The sequence below is a fragment of the Chitinophaga sp. W2I13 genome (assembly GCF_050434005.1).
Classification (GTDB): domain Bacteria; phylum Bacteroidota; class Bacteroidia; order Chitinophagales; family Chitinophagaceae; genus Chitinophaga.
The window spans coordinates 6,613,892-6,632,176 of the sequence record NZ_JBNPWD010000001.1 but is presented as its reverse complement, the minus strand read 5'-3'; the positions used below and the strand labels follow the sequence as shown (position 1 = coordinate 6,632,176).

At 48.1% G+C, this 18,285-nt stretch carries 15 protein-coding genes and 1 riboswitch; of the genes, 10 read left to right on the top strand and 5 right to left on the bottom strand.

The window, feature by feature from the left end; all coding sequences use genetic code 11:
* Window positions 1-31: 31 nt before the first annotated feature.
* Both QFZ48_RS27195 and QFZ48_RS27190 read left to right on the top strand, forming a co-directional pair.
* Window positions 32-1,675, top strand: coding sequence for an ABC transporter substrate-binding protein (locus QFZ48_RS27195; protein WP_429064658.1), 1,644 nt, complete (start codon window positions 32-34; stop codon window positions 1,673-1,675).
* Window positions 1,676-1,787: 112 nt separating this feature from the next.
* Window positions 1,788-2,564, top strand: a complete 777-nt coding sequence (locus QFZ48_RS27190) for an acyl-CoA desaturase (protein WP_370913468.1) — start codon at window positions 1,788-1,790, stop codon at window positions 2,562-2,564.
* A gap of 364 nt (window positions 2,565-2,928) precedes the next feature.
* On the opposite strand, the gene QFZ48_RS27185 is transcribed toward QFZ48_RS27190, so the two are convergent.
* From QFZ48_RS27185 to QFZ48_RS27170, 4 genes are read right to left on the bottom strand one after another with little or no spacing between them, the layout of a single operon-like run.
* Complete coding sequence (locus QFZ48_RS27185) at window positions 2,929-3,516, bottom strand: HAD family hydrolase (RefSeq protein ID WP_429047941.1); 588 nt, start codon at window positions 3,514-3,516, stop codon at window positions 2,929-2,931.
* Window positions 3,513-4,244: an SDR family oxidoreductase gene (locus tag QFZ48_RS27180; RefSeq protein WP_429047942.1), complete on the bottom strand. Its 732-nt coding sequence runs from the start codon at window positions 4,242-4,244 to the stop codon at window positions 3,513-3,515. Before QFZ48_RS27180 ends, QFZ48_RS27185 begins: the two co-directional genes overlap by 4 nt.
* A 26-nt stretch (window positions 4,245-4,270) precedes the next feature.
* Window positions 4,271-5,602: an FAD-binding oxidoreductase gene (locus QFZ48_RS27175; protein WP_429064656.1), complete on the bottom strand. Its 1,332-nt coding sequence runs from the start codon at window positions 5,600-5,602 to the stop codon at window positions 4,271-4,273.
* Complete coding sequence (locus QFZ48_RS27170; RefSeq protein WP_429064654.1) at window positions 5,602-6,489, bottom strand: decaprenyl-phosphate phosphoribosyltransferase; 888 nt, start codon at window positions 6,487-6,489, stop codon at window positions 5,602-5,604. The genes QFZ48_RS27175 and QFZ48_RS27170 overlap by 1 nt, the downstream gene beginning before the upstream one ends.
* A 113-nt stretch (window positions 6,490-6,602) precedes the next feature.
* Between QFZ48_RS27170 and QFZ48_RS27165 the strand changes: the two genes are divergently transcribed.
* From QFZ48_RS27165 to QFZ48_RS27150, 4 genes are all read left to right on the top strand, one after another.
* Window positions 6,603-8,234, top strand: coding sequence for a hypothetical protein (locus QFZ48_RS27165; RefSeq protein WP_429047946.1), 1,632 nt, complete (start codon window positions 6,603-6,605; stop codon window positions 8,232-8,234).
* A gap of 332 nt (window positions 8,235-8,566) precedes the next feature.
* Complete coding sequence (locus QFZ48_RS27160; protein WP_429047947.1) at window positions 8,567-9,181, top strand: CGNR zinc finger domain-containing protein; 615 nt, start codon at window positions 8,567-8,569, stop codon at window positions 9,179-9,181.
* Entirely contained in the window at window positions 9,178-10,083 is a 906-nt protein-coding gene (locus QFZ48_RS27155) for an EamA family transporter (RefSeq protein ID WP_429064652.1), read from the top strand. The genes QFZ48_RS27160 and QFZ48_RS27155 overlap by 4 nt, the downstream gene beginning before the upstream one ends.
* 236 nt (window positions 10,084-10,319) lie before the next feature.
* A complete protein-coding gene (locus QFZ48_RS27150; protein WP_370913048.1) occupies window positions 10,320-12,506 on the top strand; it encodes a bifunctional alpha,alpha-trehalose-phosphate synthase (UDP-forming)/trehalose-phosphatase in 2,187 nt (728 codons plus the stop codon).
* A gap of 55 nt (window positions 12,507-12,561) precedes the next feature.
* On the opposite strand, the gene QFZ48_RS27145 is transcribed toward QFZ48_RS27150, so the two are convergent.
* Window positions 12,562-14,406: a glycoside hydrolase family 15 protein gene (locus QFZ48_RS27145; protein WP_429065565.1), complete on the bottom strand. Its 1,845-nt coding sequence runs from the start codon at window positions 14,404-14,406 to the stop codon at window positions 12,562-12,564.
* Window positions 14,407-14,506: 100 nt separating this feature from the next.
* On the opposite strand from QFZ48_RS27145, the gene glk reads away from it, so the two are divergent.
* The 4 genes from glk to QFZ48_RS27125 all read left to right on the top strand — a co-directional run bounded on the left by glk (window position 14,507) and on the right by QFZ48_RS27125 (window position 18,043).
* Window positions 14,507-15,562, top strand: a complete 1,056-nt coding sequence (gene glk, locus QFZ48_RS27140) for a glucokinase (protein ID WP_429064650.1) — start codon at window positions 14,507-14,509, stop codon at window positions 15,560-15,562.
* 16 nt (window positions 15,563-15,578) lie between these two features.
* A riboswitch (Fluoride riboswitch) is annotated at window positions 15,579-15,650 on the top strand.
* A 45-nt stretch (window positions 15,651-15,695) separates the two neighbouring features.
* A complete protein-coding gene (locus tag QFZ48_RS27135) occupies window positions 15,696-16,973 on the top strand; it encodes a voltage-gated chloride channel family protein (protein ID WP_429047952.1) in 1,278 nt (425 codons plus the stop codon).
* Window positions 16,974-17,023: 50 nt separating this feature from the next.
* Window positions 17,024-17,452: a VOC family protein gene (locus QFZ48_RS27130; RefSeq protein WP_429047954.1), complete on the top strand. Its 429-nt coding sequence runs from the start codon at window positions 17,024-17,026 to the stop codon at window positions 17,450-17,452.
* Between the two features lie 84 nt (window positions 17,453-17,536).
* Entirely contained in the window at window positions 17,537-18,043 is a 507-nt protein-coding gene (locus QFZ48_RS27125) for a RidA family protein (RefSeq protein ID WP_429064648.1), read from the top strand.
* Window positions 18,044-18,285: the final 242 nt, after the last annotated feature.

The following is an 18,285-nucleotide window of genomic DNA, read 5'->3' as shown; positions in this document are numbered from 1 at the left end:
TTTAGCCTGAAAGATATTAATTTACTGCCAAATGAAAAGTTGTTATTGTCAGGTGGTTATATGCAGATGGGGGCTTGCAATACTATGCAGCCTCTTACTTGGGGCGTGCGGTAGCCCGGAAAAACAGTCGCTGCGCGTATTCCGGTATAACAGCACCAACGGAATAGCCAGCCTGGACCCTGCTTTTGCCAAAAGCCAGGAAGTAATATGGGCGGTAAAGCAATTATACAATACGCTCGTGGAACCCGACAGCAACCTGGTGATCCGTCCCTCACTCGCCAAACAGTGGCGTGAATCGGCCGATCACCGCACCTATACGTTTGATCTCCGGACAGACGTATACTTCCACGACAGCGACATCTTCCCCGGAGGCAAAGGCCGCCGGATGACGGCCAACGACGTGGTGTACAGCCTGCGCCGTATCATGGACCCCGCCACGGCCTCGCCCGGCGCCTGGATCTTCAACGGCAAACTGTCCGCCGACAGCGGTCTTCACGCCCTGAATGACTCCACCTTCGAACTAACGCTCTACCGGCCGTTCCACCCGGTATTGGGAATACTCAGCATGCAGTATTGCTCCATCGTACCACACGAGGGCATAGAGAAATACGGGAAAGACTTCCGCAATCATCCCTGCGGTACCGGGCCGTTCCGCTTTTTCCTCTGGGATGAAGGACAGGCGCTGGTGCTGCATCGCAACCCCGTTTATTTTGAAAAAGATGATACCGGTCGCCGCCTCCCTTACCTGGATGCAGTACAGGTAGGCTTCCTTGAAAGCAAAGCTTCGGAATTCCTGCTGTTCCGCCAGGGGCAACTGGACTTTATGAATGATATCGATGCCTCCTTTAAAGATGAAGTGCTCACCAAGCAAGGCAAGCTCCGGAAGGAGTGGGAGGGGAAAATGGTGCTGAACAAACATCCTTATCTGAATACAGAATACCTCGGATTTCTTACCGACAGCAGCAATCCGCTCGTCGGGAAGTCGCCGCTCCGCTTGAAAAAGATCCGGCAAGCTATCAACTACGGCTTCGACCGTACGAAAATGATGACTTACCTCCGCAATGGCATAGGCACCGCTGCGACAGCGGGATTTGTACCCGCGGGCCTGCCTTCCTTTAATGCGCAGTTGGTAAAAGGCTATCCCTACAACCCGGCCATGTCGCGGCAGCTGCTCCGTGAGGCCGGCTTCCCGGATGGAAAAGGACTACCTGTTATCAAACTGTTGTCTATTCCCATCTACGCCGACCTCGCCAATTATGTAGCGAATGAGCTGGAGAATGTTGGTATACGTATACAAGTGGAGGTGCTGCAGAAAAGCCTGCTACTGGAGCAAACCGCTAAATCACAGGCATTGTTTTTCCGCGGCAGCTGGATCGCCGACTACCCCGACGCTGAAAGCTACCTGGCCATGTTTTACAGCAAAAACCCGGCGCCACCGAATTATACCCGCTATCACAACGCGGCATTCGACCGGTTGTACGAAACATCCCTGGAGGAGAACAACGACAGCATCCGGTACATCCAGTACCGGGAGATGGATAATATGATCATGGCAGACGCCGCGGTAGTGCCGCTGTTCTATGACGAAGTGGTGCGGCTGGTGCAGCCAAACGTCTCCGGATTCAGTGGTAACGGTATGAATCTCTTAGAGTTACGTTGGGTAAAGAAAAATTAAAATTTAAAATTATTTTAACATTTTCTTCACCACCGGGGAGGTTAAAACTGGCTTAATATCCGCTTAATTAGCTTACCTTTGACGCTTATTTGTCACTTTATAAAGTATAGAAATGACGGCGATCCTGATATTCTTTTGTGTGCATTGGTTCTTTTCCTTGTTTTTTCACACATTCTACTTACACCGTTATGCATCTCACCAGATGTATACTACCAGTAAATTCTGGGAACGATTCTTTTATTTCAGCACCTGGTTTTTCCAGGGTTCATCATACCTGATTCCAAGAGCTTATGGCGTTATGCACCGCATGCACCATGAATTCAGCGATACTGAACATGATCCGCATTCTCCGCACTTCTTCAAAGACGTATGGGGCATGATGGTACAAACCCGCAAAATCTATAATGGTTTTGTAACACGTACCAGTGATGTAGATCCTAAATTTACCAAAGACCCATTACCAGAATGGGATGCGATGGATAAATTCGGCGACAGCAACATCACCCGTTTCCTCTGGATGGGCGCTTATGTAGCATTTTACGTAGCATTCGTTCCTGCAGGTATGTGGTATCTTTATTTACTGCTGCCTATCCACTTCCTGATGGGACCTGTACAGGGTGCTATCGTTAACTGGTGCGGACATAAATATGGTTACCAGAATTTTGACAACAACGACCACTCCAGAAATACTTCTCCATGGGGTATAGTACTGATGGGCGAACTGTTCCAGAACAACCACCACAAATTTAAAGACAGTCCTAACTTTGCCAAAAAATGGTATGAGCTGGACCCAAGCTACCAGGTAATGAAGCTGCTGAACTTCGTTGGCATCATCAAGCTGAAACCCGCAATGGTAACAGCGCAAATGAAGAAAGCGAAAGCTGCCTGATAATATAAACACTTCGTACAATCAATCTGTTACAATAATAGAAAGTGCCTTACCGTAATGGTGAGGCATTTTTTATACGCGAAGGTTGTCTTACTCAGGATTAAACTTATTTCACTGATTACGCTGATTTGATCACTTTTTGATTTTTAAAGGTTCGGGGAGATATAAGCGGATAAGCGGATTTTGTCTTACTCACTGATTACGCTAATTATAATGATTATATTTTTTTAAAGGTTCGGGGAGATATAAGCGGATATTTTCGCTTATATCTCCCCGAATCTTTAAAAATCAAAAAGTGATCAAATCAGCGTAATCAGTGAAATAAGTTTAATCCTGAGTAAGACAACCTTCGCTGCAATCCCCACTACCTGAATGGCTTGAACGAAACATGCTGCGCAAGTGCCAGCATCGGCCGGTCGCCCTCACTATCGCCGTAGGCGTATATTTCGCGGAAGTTTTCCAGGCGGTAGGCTTCGCGGATGCGGTTCACCTTTTCTTCGCCATTGCAGTTGATACCTTGTATTTTACCGGTGATGACTTTATTTTTTACTTCGAGACGCGTAGCCAGGCAAATGATATTTTCTTTCCGGCACCACGGCGCTACCCAGTCCTGTGCGGAAGCGGATACTACTACCACATGATGACCCTGTTGCTGGTGATTTCGTATAGCCGCCAGCGCTTGCGGGCGAATTAAAGCCGGCAGCTTTTCCCGGCAGAAGCTTTCACAGCCAGCGGAAAAATCGTGGGCAGACATCTCCCCAAAAAAATATTCCAGCACTTGTTCTTTCATCTGCTGCGCCGGCATCATTTTTAATTTGAAGCGCAGCAGTGGCGGCAGCAATTGAATGATGCCGGCATACATGGCGGCGCGGCCCCTGTGATGGCGGATAATTTCCCATAGGGTGTCCCGTGTAGTAATGGTACCGTCAAAGTCGAAAAAAGCGATGGTCACAGGGAGAGTTTTTTGAAAATACCTTCCGGTATTAATTTGATAATGAGCATAATGTATCGCCAATGCCACTTTACATACAGCACATTCTTTTTGCGGTTCACTGCTTTGAAAACTGCGGTAGCTACTGCTTCCGGTTGCGCCGTAAGCAGTGGTGGGAGCGTCAGGTGCTGGGTCATACGGGTGTTCACAAAGCCCGGCTGCACACTCATCACGTGAACGCCACTACGAAAAAGACGGTTCCTTAATCCGCTCAGGTAAGCGGTGAAACCGGCTTTCGCACTGCCGTAGATATAATTGCTCTGGCGTCCTCTTTCACCGGCTACAGAGCTGATGCCCACAATAGTTCCCTGCTTCCTGGCCACATAGCTTTCCGCTACGATGTTCAATATAGAAACAGCACCGGTATAATTGCTGTTGATAATGGTGGCGGCTTCCTGCCAGTTTTGCTGCGCTTTCTCCTGGTCGCCCAGGTAACCGAAAACGCAGATGGTGATGTCCGGGGGAACAGGGAGGTCGTTATAAAAAGCAGCATGCGATTGGTAGCCGGCAGCATCAAACACATGCGTGGTGGCTTTAACGTCATAACGCACCTGCAGATCCTGTTGTTGAGGAATCAATGCGGCAATGTTCCTGCCGGCCAGTTGAATATCATATTTTTCAGACGCAAACTTCCGGGCAATGGCAATGGCCATGTCGGAGCCTGCGCCAAGTATTAAAAGGGTAGGCATGAGTGTACTTGGTTAATCAGGGTAAACTATTTTGTCAATAATAAACGCTCCGATTGCAGGGATTCAAAACGCGCGTTGTTGTTATATTGTTTTACAATTTCGGCAAACCTGCCGGCATTAGGATAGCTGTTCCAGAAAATTTCCTGCTTCATCCGCGCATCCTTCGACAGGTACAAACGACCGCCGTATTGCAGTACAATTTCATCCAGCTCATCCAGGAATTCAAATAATCCTTTGCGGATGGGGAAGTCCAGCGCCAGGGTGTACCCCTCCATCGGGAAGGAAATAAGGCTGTCTTGTTTACCGAATACCTTTAGTACCGCGAGAAACGAACCCCAGCCTTTATCGCTGATCCGTTGCAGGATAGCCACCAGGCCATCTTTCTGTTCCAGGGATACTACAAACTGGTATTGTACAAAGCCTGCCTTGCCATACCCGCGGTTCCAGTGAAGGATGGCGTCCAGCGGATAAAAGAAGGGTTCATAAGGGATTACCTTGTGCATCACCTTCTTATAATTCTTCCCGTAGTATAACCAGTTAAACGCCTTTACGGTAAAAGTGTTCAGTACAAAGGAAGGAAGGTTGAACGGGAGCGTGAGTTTTCGTTTAGCCGGAAGGGTGAGGGGGGCTTTCTGTTGCTCCGCGCTGAGTTCTTCCGGAGTGGCATGTTCGCCTACAATCAGGATACTCCGGCCAAAAGAATCGCCTTTCTGGAGGCAATCGATCCACGCCATGGAGTAAGTATAGTGCTTATATTCATCAAACAGCCGGATCACTTCTTCCAGGTTTTTCGCCTTCAGTTGTGTTTGGCGTATATAGGCAGTAGCCACTTTTTTAAGGCCGAATTTCACCCGCGTGATTACGCCGGTAAGACCCATGCCGCCACAGGTAGCCCAGAAAAGATCTTCGTGTTGGGTGGCGGAACAGCAAATGGTTTCACCGTTGGCGGTGAGTATATCCATATCAATGATGTGACCGGAAAAGGCGCCGTCTACGTGGTGGTTCTTTCCGTGTACATCAGAAGCCACTGCTCCGCCTACGGTAATATATTTAGTACCAGGGGTTACCGGTAAGAACCATCCTTTGGGAACAATAATATCCAGTATCTGGTCCAGCGTTACGCCTGCCTGTACATCCATGATCCCGTTGGCGGTGTCAAAGGAAAGCATCTTATCGTATTTCAGCATGGATATGCTGTGCTTTCCCAGGGAGGCATCGCCATAACAGCGGCCATTGCCCCGCGCAATCATGTGGCTATTAGCCACTACGTATTTGCGAAGTTCATCTTCCTGGGTAAAAGCATTTTCGTCGCTGTCAACAGCAGGGAAGTTCCCCCAGTTGGCTAACCGTTTTTGCATTATTCAAAAAAAGTTTTATCTGTCGGTAAATAAATTAATACATAAAAACTCAGGACCCACAGGAGGATGGTTAATTGAATAAAACGGTCTTTATATAGGATTTTGGTTGGAGAACCAGTACTGTTCTGTACGTAGGTTATTTGCAAATATCGTAATAATCCGCCAATTACAAACAGGGTGGTGTAATAAAGCCGGTAAGTATGGAACCTGGCCTGGGTTTCAGGAGAAATGGTATACATCAGGTAGGCAACGATGATAACAGCAGAAACAAGCGCCAGCATCACGTTCAGGAAATCCATGTTGTAACCCCGCACCGCCTTGCGCATGTCTTTCCCGGAATCGAGTTTGATCAGGATGTCGTCCCGCCGTTTGGCAATGGCCATAAACAGCGACAACAGGAACACCATAATCACCAGCCACTCCGACAACGCCACCTTGGCGGCTACACCGCCGGATTTAACCCGCAGCACAAATCCGGTTGACACAATGATAATATCAAGGATAGAAATGTTCTTTAAGCCAAGGCAATACAGGATGTTTAGCACAAAGTAAATACTCAGCACAAAAACAAACTTTTCTCCCACCATAACGGCCAGCGCATACCCGGCGAAAACGCAGATGATAAAAAGCGCTATTGCGGCCGACCGGCTGATGGCTCCCGACGCCAGCGGACGCATACACTTTACCGGATGCAGGCGGTCAGCCTCAATGTCGCGGTAGTCGTTCAGTATATAAATACTGCTGGCAATAAAGCTGAAGGCGAAGAAACCCACCAGGACATCAAGCAGTTTATCAGTATTAAAGATCTCTCCCGCAAAGAACAGGGGAATAAACAGGAAGGCATTCTTTACCCAGTGTTTGGGTCTCAGCAGCTTTAAAAATTTCACGGAACCTGGAGTTGTTTGGTAGTTAGATGGGGCTAATTTACAATTTATTCAATTACTTTTGCAGCCATTCATATTACTGAATAGTCAGCAATTACAGCGAATCCCAATCTACTATGCCAAAATTTTCACTGAACGGCCGTCGCCCGGCCATTGCCGAAAGCATTATTATTATCGCACTCGCCCTGGTGCCGTTATTTGTAACATTCCCGTACCGCGTTAATATTTTTCTATCCTGGGAAGGAGCTTACCGGATATCATCCGGACAAATTCCTTTCAGGGATTTCGGATCGCCACTTGGTTACGGCTTCTGGATCTTCCCGGCCATCTTCTTTAAACTATTCGGACCTGAACTCATTTCCCTTGTAAAGGCGCAGGTGCTCCTGAATATCATGGCCGGCTTTGCTTTCAGGTCCATCATGAAAAGTATGGGCGTGCAACCCGGTGTCAGGTTACTGTCTGTGCTGGTATTTGTGTTGTCCTACTCCTTCTTTAATTTCTGGCCCTGGTATAATCATACGGTGATTGTATTTGAACTGGTGGGACTGAGCTTCCTGTTCCGGTCCTTCTTTTCGGATAGCCGTTTACGTAGTTACCTCTTGATGTTCGGTGCTGCCTTCTTTATCTTCCTGTCCGTTTTCACCAAACAGGATGGCGGTGGAATGGCGTTTATGTTGAGCCTCCTGTTCCTGGCCTATAATAGTTTCCAGACACGCCGCTGGTTGGACCTGCCCATCTTTGCCGGTATGTTTGCTTTGATTGCCGCCATCATGATCCTGCCGCTGATGCCGGGATTCGGATACTGGTTTAACCACGGGCAGCCGCCACACAGCTCCCGACTGGCCTTCAACGACTTCACAGACGAAATATTCGGCAGCTCCAACTGGATCAAGGCATATGTGGTGCTGGTAGTGCTGTGCCTTGTGGCGAAAGTGAAAGCATGGGGCTCCTGGTTACAGCAGCGCCGGGAAGTACTGTTTGCTTTGCTTACACTGGGTATATTGGGCGAAGCCGCCATTTTCCAGGTAACAAGCTACACCCCGCCGGATAACAATATCTTCTTCCACAGTTTCGCGTTTGCCTTTATCGCTTCTTATTTATTGGATTTAGGGAAGATAAATATCAACTCGTTCCGTCCGTTGTTAGGGGCCACCTTCCTGGTGCTTTTCTGGTGGTCTGGTACCTGGTGGAAATACATAGGCCGTTTCACCGACCGTTTATTTCCGGCACAGGAAACTGTGGCAATGGGAACGCCCGGTCATGAGAATGTAGTAAACCGGCATAACTTTATGCTGAATAACGATACCACCGATGTGCCGGTGTCGTCCTGGGTTTTCTCAAATCTCCGTCCGTTCCGCAAAATATACATGCCCGCTTCCACGGTAAAGGGAATGGAAAAGATTATGGCGCTGCCGGTCGTAGCCGAAAAGAGAGGGGATATTAAAGTACTGAACATGTCCGAGCTGACTCCGCTGGCCGCCGCAATGCCTTATAAACTGGAAACCGGTCCCGATTACCCGTTATGGTATCACCTGGGAGTAGGGATGTTCAACAGGCAACTTGCCACCTTCACCCAAAAGGTAAGAGACCGTCATTACGACCTGGTAATATATGAATATGCGCCCAACCTGAACAACTTTTACCCCTTTGCATTGAGGGGAGAACTGAAGCAACATTACCACCAGGTTGACAGTTTCCTCGCACCCAGAAGGCCTACTAATGCAATTATTGAAGTATATATCAAATAAATAATGTAACTTATTAGGTCATCTGGCAAAAATACTGCCCGCTATTAATTACCGCATATTAAAATACCATCATTATAAAGTAAAAAGCAGCTTCTTCTGAAGCTGCTTTTTACTTTATAACAAATTGATAATCATTAATATAACACTTTCGCATTAAAGCGTTGTCTCAATCAGACAAACACCCTCATTTAACCCTCTTTTTAATTAACCGGTAAAATAACTTTTACTGGTTAATAATAAGATTTATCTTCGCAGTAGCATCCAAAAAAAAACAAAAAAAATCAGCGTAATCAGCGTAATCAGTTTAATCCTGGGAAAGACAAAATCCGCTCATGGCATCCTCCAAATCCATTACATCACTCCGGCTCGACGGTGGCATCCTGTGTCTCGATTTTGTGAATACGATCGACAACCGTAAGAAAGTAATATCGCACGACTATCTCAACGGCTTCAAAGAGTTGTTGAAATGGTACGCTCACACCCGTGCCTTATCTCCCAAAATTATCCATACCCTGGAACGGTTGGCGAAGGATTATCCGCAAAAGGCGACCATGGTTTTTGAGAAAAGCATTGTTTTAAGGGAGTTGCTGCACCGGTTATTTATGGCAGGTATTGCCAGGAAGCAACCTGCTGCGGCCGACAGTATGCAGTTCAATACTTATATCGGGGAGGCGTACGGCAATATAGAAATCAGTTGGCAGGCAGGCGCGGGCTCTTTGCAGTTTAACGCCCCTGCACTGGAGCAGGTATATTGGTGGCTGGTAAAATCGGCAGTGGAATTGTATACCTCCGGCAAGCCGGCGGAAGTAAAAGAGTGTCCCGCCTGCGGATGGCTTTTCCTGGACAAAAGCCGCAACGGCTCCCGCAAATGGTGCAGCATGAGCACTTGCGGTGATGTCAGTAAAGTAACCCGGAACTATCAGCGTACCAAAAGAAAGAAACCATGAACAAAAAGACAGGCGTATTATCCTCCAAAATGATCTTTTGCCTGTTGGCAGTATACATCATCTGGGGGTCCACTTACCTCGGGATGAAGATAGCGACGAAAGTAGTGCCGCCATTTCTGTTGTCGTCGATGCGTTTCCTGGTAGCAGGAGGGATCCTGCTGCTGGTAGGTTGCCTGCGGGAGAAAACCCGGCCGGGGCGCAGAGAGCTTATCTCTGCCTGTTTTGTAGGCGTGCTGCTTATTGGTATCGGCAACACCACGGTAGCCCTGGCCGTACACCATATGCCTTCCGGCATTGTGGCGCTGATAGTAGCTGCCATGCCCGCCTGGATCATGGGTATGGATTGGGTCTTTTTCAGCAAACAACGCCCTTCCGCCATGACTATGCTGGGGATTGTAGTAGGGTTTATTGGCCTGTTCCTGTTGTTTAACCCGTTTGTTCATCACGAAGCACGACAGTTTCCTTTATGGCCGGTGATTGTAATCGTGGCGGGCAATATTGCCTGGGCGGTTGGAACGCTGCTGGTACAGCGGCTCCCGATGCCTACACAAATTACCAGCACCGCTATCCAGATGCTGGCCGGCGGCGTATTTTCCCTGCTGATGAGTTTTGTGCTGGAACCCGGCGGACTTGCTACCCTGCCTCTGATGACTGCGGAAGCCTGGCAGGCTTATCTTTACCTGGTATTGATCGGGTCACTGGTGGGGTATACTTCTTACAGCTGGTTATCGAAAAATGCGCCGCCGCGGCTAACGGCTACTTATGCTTATATTAACCCCATTGTGGCCTTGTTCCTGGGATGGGCTATTGGTAACGAAGCCATTACTTCGCTGGTAGGCATTTCCGCTACTATCGTTATCTGCGGTGTAGTATTGATGACGCTGGGCCGTAAGTCAAAATAGGGTAGTAGAGATATTTCTACTTCCTTTTCCCCCTGATAATGTTTATCTTGCATTTTCACACATATACAGGTGTAGCCCTTATCCGCTCCGGATAAACCCTGTTGATGAACCATAGCCATTGTAGCAGCATTGTATTTATTTATATATGTAGGTTCCGCTCTTTTGGGTGCATTTTTTGTTTTGTTGGGTGCTATTCCAATTGAATGTAATTAGATAATAGATTATATAAACTGACTATGCGAAAGACCATTATTGTATCGAACAGGCTGCCAGTAAAGATTTCGGAAACAGAGGGGGATTACTCCCTTCAACCCAGCGAAGGGGGCCTGGCAACAGGCCTGGGCTCCATCTACCGCGAAGGAAATAATATCTGGATAGGCTGGCCGGGACAGGAAATCACAGACCAGAAGGAACAGGAGAAAGTAACAAAAAAGTTGCGTAAGATGAACCTGATGCCGGTATACCTGACACAGGATGAAATCAACAACTTCTACGAAGGCTTTTCTAATGAAACACTGTGGCCGGTTTTCCACTATATGGCTGTTTATGCCCACTATGAACAATCCTATTGGGACGCTTATTACCAGGTTAATAAAAAATTCAGGGATATTATTATGAAAGTAGCAGAACCCGGAGACACCATCTGGATTCATGACTACCAATTGCTGCTGCTGCCCGGAATGATCCGCGCAGAGATGCCGGAGATCTCCATCGGCTTCTTCCAGCACATCCCATTTCCTTCCTTCGAATTATTCCGCCTTATCCCATGGAGGGCCGAGATCCTGGAAGGGATGCTGGGCGCCGATCTGATGGGGTTCCATACTTTTGATGATACCCGCCACTTCCTGAATGCCGCCAGCCGCATCCTGCCAGTGACCACCACCGCCAACGTGGTGTCTTATAACGACCGCGCCATTGTAGTGGAAACATTTCCAATGGGGATCGATTATAACAAGTATGCAGAAATGGGCAATGACCCCGAAGTACTGCAGCAGGTAAAAAACCTGAAAGAAAACTTTCACAACGACCGGCTCGTGCTCTCCATCGACCGGCTGGACTACAGCAAAGGAATCCTGCAACGGCTCCAGGCTTTTGAACTGCTGCTGCAACTCCATCCTGAATATATCGGCAAGGTGGTGTTGTATATGATTGTGGTGCCTTCCCGCGACCAGGTGCCCCAGTACAAAGAACTGCGCGATGAAATAGATAAACAGGTAGGAAATATTAATGCCCGTTTCCGTACGCTGGCCTGGCATCCTATCCAATACTTCTACCGTTCATTTCCGCTGGAAACACTATCAGCCCTCTATAATTTTGCAGACATCTGTCTCGTAACACCTATGCGTGATGGGATGAACCTCGTTAGCAAGGAATATGTAGCCAGCCGTAATAACGACGATGGTGTATTGATTCTGAGCGAAATGGCGGGGGCATCTAAAGAATTAATAGATGCCATCATCGTCAATCCAAATAACATTGGCGCCATCACCCGCGCTATCGTAGACGCGCTGAACATGCCACTCGCGGAACAGCAACGCCGCATGAAACAAATGCGCACCGTGGTTGCCAAGTTCAATATCAGCCACTGGGTAAAACTATTCATGACCCGCCTGCAGGAAGTAAATGAGATGCAGCAGAATATGCTGGCCCGCCGCGTAAACCAGGAAACAGCGGTACTCATCCGGCAACAATATTTCAACAGTAAAAAACGGATCATCTTCCTCGACTACGACGGTACATTGGTGGGCTTCCAGCCCAATATCGACATGGCATCTCCTGATCCTGATCTGTACCAGCTACTGCGGGAACTGGCAGCCATACCCGGCAACGACCTGGTAATGATCAGCGGCAGGAACCACGATACACTGGGAGAGTGGTTCGGTCATCTCAACCTCGATCTCATTGCAGAACATGGCGCCTGGCAAAAAACGAAAGCAGGGGAGTGGTACCAGCTGCCCGGCCTCACTGACAAATGGAAAAAGGAACTGCTGCCTATCATGGAACTGGCTACCGACCGTACACCCGGTTCCTTCATCGAAGAAAAAAGTTTCTCCCTGGTATGGCATTACCGCAAAGTGGAATCCGGCCTCGGCGAATTACGCGCCAATGAACTGATGAATACCCTGCGCTACTTTACAGTGGAGAAAGGATTGCAGGTATTGCCCGGCGACAAAGTAATAGAGGTAAAAAATATCGAAATAAATAAAGGTAAAGCCGCCCTGAGCTGGCTGAATCATAAAAAATACGACTTCATTATGGCCATGGGCGATGATGTAACAGATGAAGACATCTTTAAAGCGCTTCCGAATAAAGCCATCACGGTGAAAGTAGGCAGCCAGGTATCTGCTGCACAGTACTACTTACGAAGTTATCATGAAGTGCGGCATTTGCTGAGAACATTACGCAACAGGGAAAGCGTGTAAATAATGAAAGGAGGGGAGCACAAACTCCCCTCCTTTATTTTTATGTAAAATCAAACTATAGAAAAATGGGGGTATCCAGTTTCATGGCAATCCGGTAGGCGGCATTCATCAATCCCACATGACTGTAAGCCTGCGGGAAATTCCCCCACTGGCTGCCGGTGGCAGATTCCACATCTTCACTGAAAAGCAACAGGTGATTAGAATATTGCAGTAGCTTGGCAAATTCCCGCTGCGCATCTTCCAGCCGGCCAACGCAGGCAAGTGCTTCCACATACCAGAACGCACATACGAGGAAAGTGGTTTTGGGTTTACCAAAATCATCGGAGTGACGGTAACGGTAAAACAATCCTTCCGGTGTTTTCAATTCCTTTTCCAATGCGATGAGATGATCGCGTGCCCGTTCAGAGGCAGGATCCAGGTAATTCATCATGATCAGCTGAAGGGTGCTGGCATCGAGGTGCTGGCTTCCGGCGGCGTTGGTGTATACTTTTCTTACCGGGTCGTAACAGCTTTCAATATGGGCTGCAGCGCGGTTTTTCAGCTCAATGGCCTTATCCAGCAGGGATTGATTGCCAATGGTGCGGGCCATTTTTTCAGCGGCTGCGCAGCCGGCCCACTGGAACAGGTTCGTGTAGCAGTGAACGTTAGCCATGTTCCTGAACTCCCAGATACCTGCATCTTTCTCATCAATCGTTTTTTCTATCTTCTTCAGCAGCAGTTCAATCCACCGGTCAGAATCCTTTCTTTCTGAAAAAATAAAACGGTGGTCAGTATATAATGGAAGCATGGAAATAAGCACCTGTCCATATATATCATTCTGGATGTGCTCAAAAGCCTGGTTGCCGATGCGCACCGGTTTATTTCCCATGTAACCATCAAGGTGTGGCAGGATGGTTTCCGACAGGGTCTTTTGTCCCGTAATTCCATACAGTGGCTGATAGCGGAAATCACCGGAGAAAGAAATATCGGTGATGTAACCGAAGTACCTTTCCATTTCTTCAAAATGACCAATGTGGTTCAAGGCAGTGATAATATAATAGGTATCGCGCATCCAGCAATAGCGATAGTCCCAGTTACGCCCGCTTTCAGGAAACTCGGGTAAGCTGGTGGTGCTGGCTGCGATGATGGCGCCGGTATCTTCATACTGGTGTATTTTCAGTGCTAAAGCAGAGCGGATCACATAAGGCTGGAAGTAATTGGCAATGGAAGAATGCTTGATCCATGTTCTCCAGTAGGAAATAGTTTCCCGGAGAAACCGTTCCGCGGTACTGGCCAGTGGCGCTTCGAGCGGATGGCCATAAGTGAGAATCAGGTACCGCGTATCATTGAGTACAAAAAACTCATCGTCGATAAGGTAGCTGACAGCAATGTTGGTAGTGAGGCGGATGTTTTCTTCGCAGCCTGTAAATTCAATATGACTGCTGCCTCTCATAGGGCGCAACTTCGAGGCGCCATAGTCGCAGGTAGGCTCACAGGTTACCCGGATCCTGGGAGAGCCTTCCAGTGGTTCCACTTTCCGGATCAGCATGAGTGGCTTAAAAAAACGTTCATACTGAAGGAAGCGGGGCGCAAAGTCGGTAACGCGGTAGCTGCCTTCTGTAGTGGTAATTTCAGTACACAGCACATTGGTATTTTCCAGGTAATACTGATGGGAAGAAAAATCTGCCTCCGGTAAAATGGAGAAGCAGCCGCCTTTCTTCGTATCGAGCAGTCCGCCGAAAATAAAGGAGCTGTCCATGCGGGGCCAGCAAAGCCAATCGATGTTTGTATCCTTATTTACATGCGCCAGAAATGCACAGTTGCCAATAAGTCCTGTCTGATAGGTGTGTCTTTCCATATGGGCCTTACGTTTGGTTTGAATTACATTTTTCTCCCGGAATTGTTCATCCCCCTGGAACAAAAGCTGTTCCAATAATATATCCGGGACAATTATTAACAAAACATATTCCTGTTGTATTCTTGGTGGAAACCCTTATTTTTAAGTATAAAGTTCCACAAAGATGCAAACATTGAAAAAGCAGCAATACCTTCCTCATTTTATAGAGCCGGTAAGCAGTGGGGACACCAAAACCTATCTGCTGGCGGGCGACCTGGGAGGCACCAAAACCAACCTGGCCTTGTTCAGCAGCGTGAATGGAGAGCTGGAGCTGATCCGGCAGGAAAAATATGCTTCGCGTGATTATCAGAATTTTTCAGAGATAATTAAGCACTTTCTCAGTGGATGCAGCGATACTCCGCCGCAGCGTATATGCATAGGCGTAGCCGGGCCTGTGGTGAAGGGAAAAGTGGAACTGACCAACCTGAGCCGGGAGCTGAGTGAAGAAGAGATCCGGCAGAGCACGGGTGTGCATACTGTGGCCTTGATCAACGACCTGGAGGCTACCGCTTACGGGTTAGCCACGCTGGCGCCGCAGCAGCTTACCACCCTGCACAGGGGCGCATCGGAGCATAACGGCAACATGGCCATCATAGCGCCGGGAACGGGGCTGGGTATGGCAGGGTTGTATTGGGATGGCCAATATCATCACCCGTTCCCCACAGAGGGAGGCCACACTGATTTTGCGCCCAGAACAGACCTCGATATTTTATTGCTCCGGTATCTCCAGGAAAAATATGATGTGGTGAGTTGGGAGCGTCTTATCAGCGGCCCCGGTATAACCGATATCTACGAGTTCCTGCGGGATATAAAAGGCATGGACGAACCCACCGAGCTGCGTGCAGCGATGGACGCCGGCGACGCGGCGGCTGAAATCAGCAAGGCCGCTGCAGCAGGACGGATTCCGGTTTGTATTAAAACGATGGAGCTGTTTGTCCGCTACCTCGCCAGGGAATCATGCAACCTGGTGTTGAAAATGAAGGCCACGGGTGGCTTGTTCCTGGGCGGGGGAATTCCTCCAAAGATAGCGGCGCTACTGGAAACAGGTGAGTTTTATCATCATTATATGCAGGGCGACCGCATGGCTGAATTGCTGGCCAGTGTACCAATCCATATCGTCAGCAATGATAAAGCTGCCTTATGGGGTGCGGCATTTTATGCCGGATTATTAAAAGAATAAACTTATTTTTGAGAGACAGATAACAGGAAATGGTGTCTTCCTGACCCAAACCGTCAGCCCAGGGCTGTCTGATGGCGCCTACAAATATTATAATGGTAGCAAAGCTGCCATATAACGCTGCTATTTGTAGGATATGAAACAAACGAAATCTTTGCTGGAACAATTGTCCGTGGCTAACCAACTGCTGCGCTGGACCGTATTGGTAACACCTGTTGCCATTATAGTTGGATCTTTAGTAGCCCTGTTTCTCTGGCTACTGGATGTAGTCACCGATCTCCGTATGGAGCATGAGTGGCTGATTTTTGGTCTTCCGCTGGCGGGTATACTGATCTACTGGCTCTATCGTATCGGTGGAAATGACGCTGAGAAAGGCAACAACCTGATCATGGAAGAGATCCACCAACCTGGTGGCGGTGTGCCTGCACGTATGGCGCCGCTGGTATTGGTCACCACGATTATCACTCACTTATTCGGCGGCTCTGCCGGGCGGGAAGGAACAGCGGTGCAGATCGGCGGCAGTATGGCCGGCCTGATAGGTAAAAAGCTGGGGCTATCGGCGCCGGATATACGAATTTTACTGATGGCCGGGATTGCGGCTGGATTTGGAGCGGTGTTTGGCACGCCACTTACGGGCGCCGTGTTTGCGCTGGAAGTACTGGCCATTGGCGTAATGCGTTACGAGGCATTGATACCCTGCCTGATTGCTGCCGTTTTCGCGGATATCGTATGCTCCTCATGGGGTATTCAACATACCCATTACTATATATTTTATAAGGCCAATCCTTTCATGAACTGGCTCCCTTTTGTTCACCAGGATCTGTGGTTGCTGGCGAAAGTGATCGCAAGTGGTGTGTGTTTTGGTTTGAGCAGCCTTTTATTCTCCAAACTCATTCATAACATCAGGCATAACGCCAAGGCCTATATTAAAATACCCTGGATGATTCCTGTGGCCGGCGGCGTAGTAATCATATTACTGAGTTACGTGGCCGGAACTACCGACTATTTGGGATTAGGCGTTCACGGAAAATCTATCAGTATACTGGCTGCATTTGATCCCGGCAGTGGAGTTAACGACTGGAGTTGGCTCTGGAAGCTGGTTTTCACGGCCATTACCCTGGGAATGGGTTTCAAAGGAGGGGAGGTGACCCCCCTGTTTTTTATAGGCGCTACCCTGGGCCATACGCTGGCGCTCCTGTTCAACGCACCGGTTGACCTGTTTGCGGGCCTGGGCTTTATTGCTGTTTTCGCAGGCGCCACCAATACACCCATTGCCTGTACCTTAATGGGCGCAGAATTATTTGGCACCGACCACATTTTATACTTTGCAGTGGCTTGTTTTACGGCCTATTATTTCAGTGGGCACACGGGTATTTATGGCGCCCAGCGACTGGAAGTAAAAAAGTTGCGCTAACAATTTTGTTAGTACCATCTTCTTACGTCAGCAGCTTTTAAATTTGCCGGATGACGAACATCACAGGCATGCACCATGTTGCCATTCAAGCGAAAGACTACAAGGCTACTATTAAATTTTATGAGTCGCTCGGACTTAGTTTGTTTCACAGCTGGACCTTGCCGGAGTTCAATATTGAATACGGCGCGCTGCTGCTCATTCCCGGAACATCTTCCTTTGTAGAAATATTTGACAAAGGAGCGAATATCCCAACTCAGGGTCGTCGCGGAGAATCACCGGTAGCCGGCGCCTTACTCCATTTCGCATTTACCGTGAAAAACGCCACAGCAGCTTACCACGGGGCCATCGCTGCCGGAGCCACGAGCTGTGTGCCGCCATCTGTGCTTGTTTTGGGCGAACCGCCTATGACGGTGTATAATTCCCTCGTGTATGGATTGGATGGTGAAGTAATTGAGTTTATTGAAACACTTCCTGGCTGATACTGTTATGCTTTAGATACATAGATCTGTACCTGTTTTGGCGTAGCTATTTCCGTTTATTTTGCGGGATATAAAATGAAAAGCATGCGTAGATTTCCCCGCAGGAATATCCTGATAGCTGCTGCAGCATTGACTTTAACAGGTATCTTATTTATTATCTTCAAAAGTATTGACATGGAAAAAGAAACAAAAATGCCGGCGTTCATTAATCCTCCCGGGCTATACGATCCGGCTCCCAATGCGTATTCACATATCGCGGTAGTGCCGGCGGGAAATATTTTGGTTTTTATTGCCGGTCAGGGCGGCGAAACCGCTGATGGCAGCCTCCTAAATGATTTTCGAACACAATTAAAGCAAACCTTCAGCAACCTGGATACAGCGCTTAAATCGCAAGGCTTGAAGCTCAGTGATGTTGTGAAGCTAACCACGCTGGTTGTGGATCACAATGAAGAGAAACTCAAAATCCTCACAGAAGAATCCCTGCGTATCTGGCCCGACAAAAAATTCCCCGTAAATACGCTGATTCCGGTTCCGCGGCTTGCACTGGATGGTATGTTGGTGGAGATAGATGCGACTGCGGTAAAAAGATAATTCCGTAGCCATAACGTCTAGTTGCTTCAGAATAGAAACCGTTTGAATGGGAGTGAACTGATCACTCGTTTATTCAAACGGTTTTTTGTGCGTGACAGTACCGGCTGTAATTGCGAAATCCCATCAGATATGCAGACATGATTCTTATATACGATTCTCAGCGCCTTCATTTTTAGTGAATTAGCCCTTAAAATCTGCCTAATAACCAGGGTGACTAGCATCTTTCTTTTATGCTTCAGTGT